Genomic DNA, 7520 nt, shown 5'->3' with positions numbered 1-7520 from the left:
GGAATCTCCTAACGCTGTCGAGCTTTAAACGGCAGCCATTGTAGCTCTGGGCTCCCTGGTTATCCACAGTTAGACACGCCTAAAAGAGGGCAAAAGGCCGTTGCCAAACGATGAAGGGGTATCGGATCTTAACTAAAGGCTGTGGATAAGCAAGCCTGAGCACCTCGGATAAGCTTGTGGACAAGCTGATGCCAAACGTGCCTGTTGATAACTACCGAAACTGTCCACAGAAAATCCAAGGCCTTCCCACCGGCCGTACACCGTTTGCGCAGAGCCTTTGGAAACGCTGAAACCGGTGCCAGGCCTGATCCTTAGCGCTTATCCACAGAAAATGAACTCACCATCTATAGTCACTGCCTTAAGAAGAGCTTTAAATACCTTTCCTCTAATTTATTAATTCCTCTTCCATAGCTGGCGGAAATTGACCTCATCGCGCAGCTTCTCTACAATCGCCGGTCTCTTAAAAGGGGGCCATTCCGGCCCGCAATGGATCACCAGGTAAACGCATCATGAAACGCACTTTCCAACCCAGCACTCTCAAGCGCGCTCGTACCCATGGTTTCCGTGCTCGCATGGCCACTAAGAACGGGCGCGCCGTACTGTCTCGCCGTCGCGCCAAAGGTCGTAAGCGTCTGGCGGTCTGAACACGTCGGAACAGGTAGTGAGTCGAGATTTCAATCGGGAAAAGCGATTGCTGACCCCGCGCCAGTTCAAGGCAGTATTCGACTCTCCTTCCGGCAAGTTACCGGGCAGAAATGTCCTCCTCCTGGTGCGCGAGAATGGACTGCCACACCCCCGTATCGGGCTTGTGATTGGCAAGAAAAGTGTAAAGCTCGCGGTGGAGCGCAATCGCATCAAGCGGCAACTGCGTGAAACTTTCCGTCTCCACCAGATGGAACTGACGGGGTGGGACATCGTGGTTATCTCGCGCAAGGGATTGGCTGATCTTGATAGTCCCGAACTGGCCCGGCAATTCGCCAAGCTCTGGAGGCGGTTGTCCCGCACCCCTCCCCAGGCAGCCAGCAATCCGGAACAGGGCAAGCCTGCCCATGCGTAGACTGGCCTTGATCCCGATTCGGATCTACCGGTATGCCATCAGTCCGATGATGGCGAGCCATTGTCGCTTCTACCCCAGTTGCTCTTGCTACGCACAAGAGGCCATTGAACATCATGGCCTGCTGCGCGGTGGCTGGCTGAGCCTACGCAGGCTCGGCCGTTGCCATCCATGGAATCCGGGCGGCTATGATCCCGTGCCTTCCAACCATCCCTCCAATTCATCTTCGATGACCGAGTAACCATGGATATCAAACGCTCGATCCTGCTCGTCGCACTGGCAGTCGTTGCCTACCTGATGGTCCTTCAATGGAATCAGGATTACGGTCAGACCGCCCTTCCTGACGAGGCACGCCAGGAACAACCGGCCGCGCAACTTCCCGAAACGCCTTCGCTCGCCACCAATGAGGCGACGGCGGATATACCCGCCGTCACAGGCGAGCAGCAAGCCAATGGTCTTCCAGACGCTCAGGCGAGCTCGCAGCTGATTCGGGTCCGCACCGATGTACTGGATATCGCGATCGATCCCCGGGGCGGCGATATCGTCGATCTGCGCCTTCCGCAGTTCCCCAGTCGCCAAGATCGCCCTGATGTCCCTTTCCAGCTGTTCGAGCGTAGCGGCGAACGTACCTATGAAGCCCAGAGCGGACTAATCGGTGACGGTCCGGACAAGGCCAGCGGCCGTCCTCTGTACAGCAGCGAACAGGCGCAGTATCAACTAACCGAAGGCCAGAGCCAGTTGGTCGTCGAGTTGAAATACAGTGAAGATGGGGTCCACTACACCAAGCGCTTCACCTTCGATCGGGGTGACTACGATTTCGATGTGCGTTACCTGATCGACAATCAGAGCGATACGGCCTGGACCGGTCATATGTTCGGTCAATTGAAACGCGACAGTAGTAAAGACCCATCCTCCAGCAAGGCAACCGGTACGGCAACCTATCTGGGCGCTGCGCTCTGGACCAAGGATGAGCCCTACACCAAGGTCTCCATGGGCGACATGGATGACAAAAGTTTGAAAACCACCGTCGAGGGTGGCTGGATCGCCTGGTTGCAGCATTACTTCGTAACGGCCTGGATCCCCGCACCCGATCAGACCAATCAGGTACAGACCCGTAAGGACAGCCGCGGTAACTACATCATTGGCTTCACTGGTCCAGCGATATCCGTAGCCCCGGGCAGTCAGGGTGAAACCTCCGCTACGCTTTACGCCGGCCCCAAGAGCCAGGATGAGCTCGAGGAACTTTCGCCTGGCCTGCGCCTGACTGTTGATTACGGCATCCTCTGGTTCATTGCTCAACCCATCTTCTGGTTGCTGCAGCATATCCATGCGTTGTTGGGTAACTGGGGCTGGTCGATCATCGTGCTGACGATCGTGATCAAGCTCGCGTTCTTCCCGCTCTCGGCAGCGAGCTACAAGTCGATGGCCCGTATGCGTGCGGTATCGCCAAAGATGCAGGCGCTCAAGGAACAATTTGGCGATGACCGCCAGAAGATGTCCCAAGCGATGATGGAGCTGTACAAGAAGGAGAAGATCAATCCTCTCGGCGGTTGCTTGCCGATCTTGGTGCAGATGCCAGTATTCCTTGCGCTGTACTGGGTACTGCTGGAAAGCGTCGAGATGCGTCAGGCACCCTGGATGTTCTGGATCACGGATCTGTCCATCAAGGATCCGTTTTTCATCCTGCCGATCATCATGGGCCTGACGATGTTCATTCAGCAGCAGCTGAATCCGACACCGCCGGATCCGATGCAGGCCAAGGTGATGAAATTGCTTCCAATCATCTTCACCTTCTTCTTCCTCTGGTTCCCTGCGGGTCTGGTCCTGTACTGGGTGGTCAACAACTGCTTATCGATTGCGCAGCAGTGGTACATTACTCGTAAGATTACTGGACAGACTGCTACCGCAACCTGAACCAATGACGTAGACAGAACGCCCCTTGATTGGGGCGTTTTGCATTGTCGCTACCCGGGAGTTACGGATGAGCCAAGATCACGAAACCATTGCCGCAGTCGCCACCGCACCAGGACGAGGCGGTATCGGAGTCGTGCGTGTGTCGGGCCCACGCGCCAAAGCAGTGGCGATCACCCTATGCGGTAGAGAACCAGTAGCGCGTCACGCCCACTATGGGCCGTTCCATGCCGATGACGGCGAAGTCATCGACGAAGGACTGATGCTGTTCTTTCCGGGCCCGCACTCGTTCACGGGTGAAGATGTACTGGAGCTCCAGGGACACGGGGGGCCCGTGGTCATGGATATGCTGTTGCAGCGGTGCGTGGAGCTCGGCGTTCGTCTTGCCCGTCCCGGTGAATTCAGTGAACGGGCCTTTCTCAACGACAAATTGGACTTAGCTCAGGCAGAAGCTATTGCCGACCTGATCGAGGCCAGTTCAGCCCAGGCTGCGCGTAATGCGTTGCGCTCATTACAGGGCGACTTTTCTCGACGAATTCATCAGCTGAACGAAAGCCTGGTCCAGTTGCGCATCTATGTCGAAGCGGCAATCGACTTTCCTGAAGAGGAGATCGATTTTCTCGCCGACGGACGTGTACTGGCGCTGCTTGAACATGTTCAGGAAGATCTATCCACAGTCCTGCGCGAAGCAGGTCAGGGTGTCCTGCTCCGCGATGGAATGAACGTGGTTATCGCCGGCCGCCCTAATGCCGGCAAGTCCAGTTTGCTCAATGCGTTGGCAGGTCGTGAAGCGGCGATCGTGACCGACGTCGCCGGCACCACTCGCGATGTACTGCGTGAGCATATACAGATCGACGGAATGCCACTGCACATCATCGATACCGCCGGTCTGCGGGATACCGATGACCAGGTGGAACGAATTGGCGTGGAGCGCGCAATCAAAGCCATTGAGGAAGCTGACCGAATACTGTTGGTAATCGATGCCAGCTCAGGAGCTGAACAGCACGAGGCGGCCAACTGGCCAGATTTGCTTCTGGCAAGGCCCGACCCGGCAAGAACCACCGTCGTCCGCAACAAGGCGGATCTCACTGGCGAGGAGGTAGCCCTCTCGGTCGATGCAGATGGCCATACGACCCTCAGCCTATCGGCTCGCTCCGGTGAGGGCCTGGAGATGCTTCGCGAGCACCTCAAGCACTGCATGGGCTACGACCAGACCGCAGAGAGCGGCTTCAGCGCCCGCCGCCGCCACCTGGACGCGTTGCGAAAGACGGCAGAGCATCTCGACCATGGACACGCGCAGCTTGCCCTTGCCGGAGCTGGTGAGCTGCTGGCGGAGGATCTGCGTCAAGCCCAGCAGACGCTAGGCGAGATTACCGGAGCCTTCAGTTCTGACGACCTGCTGGGCCGTATCTTTTCCAGTTTCTGTATAGGCAAGTAGCGCCGGGATTAACGTCGCCATCCCCTAAGTGCTGGGTACCGGGGCGCTCTGGCGCCTCGTGCCTGGGCGACTATGCCCAGGCAGCGCTTGCTCAAAGAGCTGCCCCCTTCCTGCCTCGACTCATCGTGTCGGGCATTTTCGTCTTCATTCCGACAATCCGTTGGTTTTCTAGGTAAACGAAATACACCTGAGCCCTGTGGAAAACCCGCCTTAAAGCCGGTCAGTAAGTCAGTGGATAAATAGGCCATGAATCCATCTGTGCATAAGTCGCCCTTTTATACACAGCCTGTTAACGTGTACTGCACCGCCATCTCCCAGGTTCAGCACACCTTTTCAATACGCTAGGATCCTCATTTATAAAGGGCCTACAGAGATCTATCCACAGAAAATCGCCGCATATTTATAAACATAAAAATAAGCTTTAAATCATTTCTTTCTCTATTTATCTATTACTTGGTTTTGCACTCGCCCTTGCTTAGCTGGTCATTTTTTGTGCAAAGGCCTTCTTTCACAGACCTCCAGCCCCTATACTTACGCGTTCTCCCCGATTCAACTGAACAGGCACGAGGTGCGTGGTGGATTTTCCTTCCCGTTTTGACGTCATCGTTATCGGCGGCGGCCATGCCGGTACCGAAGCTGCGCTGGCAGCTGCTCGAATCGGTGTGAAAACCCTATTGCTTACCCACAATGTCGAAACCCTTGGGCAGATGAGCTGTAACCCAGCTATCGGGGGTATCGGCAAAAGTCATCTGGTCAAAGAAATTGATGCACTAGGCGGTGTGATGGCTGCGGCCACCGATCGAAGCGGCATTCAGTTCCGCGTACTCAACAGCCGCAAAGGACCTGCCGTTCGAGCCACTCGTGCGCAGGCCGATCGCGTGCTGTTCAAAGCTGCGGTCCGTGAAGTTCTGGAAAACCAACCTAACCTGTGGATATTTCAGCAGGCTGCGGATGATTTGATTGTTGAAGCGGAGCAGGTCAAAGGCGTTGTTACCCAGATGGGCCTGCGTTTCTTCGCGGATTCGGTGGTATTGACAACCGGCACATTCCTCGGCGGACTTATCCACATCGGCTTGCAGAATCATTCAGGCGGTCGCGCTGGCGATCCGCCTTCGATTGCACTGGCCCGTCGTCTTCGTGAATTACCGCTTCGCGTCGGTCGCCTGAAGACAGGGACGCCGCCACGTATCGACGGTCGCAGTGTCGATTTTTCGGTGATGACCGAGCAGCCGGGCGATGCCCCGATTCCCCCAATGTCGTTCCTTGGGCACGCCACGCAACATCCGAAGCAGGTCAGCTGCTGGATCACCCATACCAACGCTCGAACCCACGAAATCATTGCTACCAACCTTGATCGGTCGCCGATGTACTCTGGCGCGATAGAGGGCGTCGGGCCACGGTACTGTCCGTCGATCGAGGACAAGATTCACCGTTTCGCGGATAAGGACAGCCACCAGGTGTTCATCGAGCCCGAGGGCCTGACCACGCACGAGCTCTACCCCAACGGTATTTCCACCTCGCTGCCGTTTGACGTGCAACTACAGGTCGTACAGAGCATTCGGGGCATGGAGCAGGCGCACATCGTTCGTCCTGGCTATGCCATCGAGTACGATTACTTCGACCCGCGCGATCTCAAATACAGCCTGGAAACCAAGGTCATCGCCGGCCTGTTCTTTGCCGGTCAGATCAATGGCACCACAGGGTATGAGGAGGCCGGTGCGCAGGGCCTGTTGGCTGGCACCAATGCGGCCTTGCGCGCACAAGGCAAGGACAGTTGGTGCCCACGTCGCGACGAGGCCTATCTGGGCGTGCTAGTCGATGATCTGATCACCCTCGGAACCCAAGAGCCGTATCGCATGTTCACTTCGCGCGCCGAGTACCGGTTGATCCTGCGAGAAGACAATGCGGATTTGCGGCTGACCGAAAAAGGCCGAGAACTGGGGCTGGTCGATGACACTCGCTGGGCTGCTTTCGAATGCAAGCGCGAAAGCATCGAGCAGGAAGAGCAGCGGCTGAAAAGCACCTGGGTGCGTCCGGCAACGCCGCAGGGCGATGCTATCGCCGAGCGTTTCGGAACGCCGCTAACCCATGAGTACAACCTGCTCAATCTGCTTGCACGACCGGAAATCGATTACCGCAGCCTGATCCAGCTTACCGGGGCTGGGGTCGAGGACCCGCAGGTTGCCGAGCAGGTCGAGATCAAGACCAAGTACGCCGGTTACATCGATCGTCAACAAGAAGAGATCCAGCGCCTTCGGGCCAGCGAAAGTGTCGTGTTACCAGAGAATCTGGACTATTCGACCATCTCCGGGCTGTCGAAGGAGATCCAACATAAACTCTCCCTCGCTCGTCCCGAAACGCTTGGCCAGGCCTCACGGATTCCGGGCGTAACCCCGGCGGCCGTGTCGCTTCTGATGATTCATCTGAAAAAGCGCAGCGCCGGACGGAAGTTGGAGCAAAGCGCTTGATGGACGATGAATACGCGCGCTACGCCGGGGAACTCAAGCAAGGCGCGTGCGTGCTGGATATACACCTTAGCGAAATCCAGCAAGCTCAGTTGCTCGCCTATCTGGCGTTGCTGAACAAGTGGAACAAAGCCTACAACCTGACTGCTGTGCGCGATCCGGCAGAAATGGTCTCGCGTCATCTGCTCGATAGCCTCAGTGTCGCTCCGTATGTGGCGCACCATGGTTCGCGTTGGCTGGATGTGGGCAGCGGCGGCGGGATGCCCGGCATTCCGCTGGCCATCCTGTTTCCCGAGCGCACCTTTACGCTGCTCGACTCGAACGGCAAGAAGACCCGCTTTCTTACCCAGGTCAAGCTTGAGCTGAAACTTGCCAACCTTGAAGTTGTCCACAGCCGCGTCGAGCAGTTCAGACCCGAACATCCATATACCGGTATTACTTCGCGAGCATTCAGCTCACTAAGCGATTTCGCTGATTGGACGCGCCATCTGGGAAATTTGGACACTCACTGGCTCGCCATGAAAGGCGTACAGCCTGATGACGAGCTACAGGCGCTACCGGCGGATTTTCAACTGGAGCGCTGCCTTGTCCTCAAGGTTCCCGGTTGCCAAGGGCAACGCCATCTGTTGATACTGCGCCGCACTTCATGACT

Annotated in this window: 7 protein-coding genes; all 7 read left to right on the top strand. The window is 56.8% G+C overall.

Going from position 1 to position 7520, the window contains the following annotated elements; genetic code table 11:
• Positions 1-509 precede the first annotated feature (509 nt).
• The 7 genes from rpmH (at position 510) to rsmG (ending at position 7518) form a co-directional block, all read left to right on the top strand.
• Positions 510-644 (top strand): 50S ribosomal protein L34, encoded by a 135-nt coding sequence (gene rpmH, locus CH92_RS21800; protein ID WP_019340723.1) that lies wholly within the window; start codon positions 510-512, stop codon positions 642-644.
• Between the two features lie 17 nt (positions 645-661).
• Positions 662-1057: a ribonuclease P protein component gene (gene rnpA / locus CH92_RS21795; protein WP_025243818.1), complete on the top strand. Its 396-nt coding sequence runs from the start codon at positions 662-664 to the stop codon at positions 1055-1057.
• Complete coding sequence (yidD, locus tag CH92_RS21445) at positions 1050-1295, top strand: membrane protein insertion efficiency factor YidD (protein ID WP_025243817.1); 246 nt, start codon at positions 1050-1052, stop codon at positions 1293-1295. The genes rnpA and yidD overlap by 8 nt, the downstream gene beginning before the upstream one ends.
• 2 nt (positions 1296-1297) lie before the next feature.
• Entirely contained in the window at positions 1298-2968 is a 1671-nt protein-coding gene (gene yidC, locus CH92_RS21440) for a membrane protein insertase YidC (RefSeq protein ID WP_025243816.1), read from the top strand.
• 67 nt (positions 2969-3035) lie between these two features.
• Positions 3036-4403: a tRNA uridine-5-carboxymethylaminomethyl(34) synthesis GTPase MnmE gene (mnmE, locus tag CH92_RS21435; RefSeq protein WP_025243815.1), complete on the top strand. Its 1368-nt coding sequence runs from the start codon at positions 3036-3038 to the stop codon at positions 4401-4403.
• Between the two features lie 575 nt (positions 4404-4978).
• Entirely contained in the window at positions 4979-6871 is a 1893-nt protein-coding gene (gene mnmG / locus CH92_RS21430; RefSeq protein WP_025243814.1) for a tRNA uridine-5-carboxymethylaminomethyl(34) synthesis enzyme MnmG, read from the top strand.
• A complete protein-coding gene (rsmG, locus tag CH92_RS21425) occupies positions 6871-7518 on the top strand; it encodes a 16S rRNA (guanine(527)-N(7))-methyltransferase RsmG (RefSeq protein ID WP_025243813.1) in 648 nt (215 codons plus the stop codon). Before mnmG ends, rsmG begins: the two co-directional genes overlap by 1 nt.
• Positions 7519-7520 lie beyond the last annotated feature (2 nt).

Origin of the sequence: Stutzerimonas stutzeri, from assembly GCF_000590475.1 — a bacterium.
Classification (GTDB): Bacteria; Pseudomonadota; Gammaproteobacteria; order Pseudomonadales; family Pseudomonadaceae; genus Stutzerimonas; species Stutzerimonas stutzeri_D.
Note: the sequence above shows the minus strand (reverse complement) of the source record. Positions and strands in the feature narration are given on the sequence as shown.

Coding starts and splice junctions, on each gene's coding strand:
- rsmG (WP_025243813.1), top strand. CDS start 6,871: ATGGACGATGAATACGCGCGCTACGCCGGGGAACTCAAGCAAGGCGCG.
- mnmE (WP_025243815.1), top strand. CDS start 3,036: ATGAGCCAAGATCACGAAACCATTGCCGCAGTCGCCACCGCACCAGGA.
- yidC (WP_025243816.1), top strand. CDS start 1,298: ATGGATATCAAACGCTCGATCCTGCTCGTCGCACTGGCAGTCGTTGCC.
- rpmH (WP_019340723.1), top strand. CDS start 510: ATGAAACGCACTTTCCAACCCAGCACTCTCAAGCGCGCTCGTACCCAT.
- yidD (WP_025243817.1), top strand. CDS start 1,050: ATGCGTAGACTGGCCTTGATCCCGATTCGGATCTACCGGTATGCCATC.